This window comes from Mesorhizobium sp. M2C.T.Ca.TU.002.02.1.1, assembly GCF_003997225.1.
In genome coordinates this window covers 1-1,142 of record NZ_RZTO01001257.1, presented here as the reverse complement: position 1 = coordinate 1,142, position 1,142 = coordinate 1, and the positions used below count along the sequence as shown (strand labels likewise).

General features: G+C 67.5%; 2 protein-coding genes. Both read right to left on the bottom strand.

Going from position 1 to position 1,142, the window contains the following annotated elements:
- Nucleotides 1-680: 4-(cytidine 5'-diphospho)-2-C-methyl-D-erythritol kinase (locus EOD07_RS35255; RefSeq protein WP_127238426.1), on the bottom strand; the 680-nt coding region annotated here is incomplete at its 3' end.
- 49 nt (nucleotides 681-729) lie between these two features.
- Nucleotides 730-915 carry a membrane protein gene (locus EOD07_RS35250; RefSeq protein WP_027164591.1) on the bottom strand — a complete coding sequence of 62 codons (186 nt, stop codon included), beginning with the start codon at nucleotides 913-915 and terminating at the stop codon, nucleotides 730-732.
- Nucleotides 916-1,142: the final 227 nt, after the last annotated feature.

Below are 1,142 nucleotides of genomic sequence, written 5' to 3'. Positions count from 1 at the left end.
CCGATCGCAGGTTCGATCGAGCGGGCGGCGCCTTCGAGGTCGTTGCGCGTCGCCTCCAGCCAGTTGCGGACGGCGTGGAAGTCGAGGCGCTTCGGCAGCGGCGGCAGCGCCTCGTTGTCGCGGCTGGCGAGCGCCTTGAACACGTCCGGCGTCGAGACGGCGATACCCGGATTGACCAGGACGAGGCCGAGCGCCGGAAATGCGGTGAGCGGCGACACCTCATCGCCGATGCCGCGCGCGACCAACGGCTGCGACTTCAGGCACATCGGCAGATCGGCGCCGAGCGAAAGCCCGATCCGGGCCAGCGAGCTATCGTCGATATCGAGCTTCCAGAGCCGCGCCAGGCCGTTGAGCGCGGCTGCCGCGTCGCTCGAACCGCCGCCGACACCTGAGGCGATCGGCAGGTTCTTCTCCAGCCGGATGGCGACGGGCGGCGCATGTTGCGCGCCGGCTTCCAGGCGCAAGGCATCGCGGGCCCTGACCACCAGATTGCCGTCGTCGAGCGGCAGGCCGGCGGCGTAGCGGCCGGACACCGAGAAGTCGTCCTGCTCGGCCGGCTCGATCTCGAGCCGGTCGCCGAAGCGGGTGAAGACGGCAAGGCTGTCGATGAGGTGGTAACCGTCGTCGCGCTGTCCGGTAATATGCAGCGCCAGGTTGACCTTGGCCGGCGCAAGCCACATCCGGACCTCTGTGCCGGGCTCAAGAATGTCGGCTGCTGGCGAGATGGGATCAGTCCTTGGCCAGACGGTATTCGCCGGTCTTCGGATCCTTGACCAGCGTTCCCATCGTGCCGTTCGCCGCCTGTTTCTCGGTGCGCCGGATCTTGGCCGTCACGCGTTCGGCCTCGCGCACGAAAGCGCGGTAGCCGAAGTAAGCGGCGGCGCCGACGACAGCGAAGAAAATGATCTGCGGCATCACAAACTCCTCCCGCGTTCTCGCGGCAAGGCCGGCCGAATGGGTCGGTCAAGCCGCCATGCTAGACGCAATCATGGCTTTTTCAAAGCCCGAAGCGCGCCCACAACGCGCGCTCTTCCGCCGCATCGAGCACGCCGTTTGCAGCGGCAGCGGCGATATCGGGCGCCGAGAAGCGTGAGCCGAACAGGCCGAAACGGCCAAACAGACCGCGTGGCGCGGTGATAAGC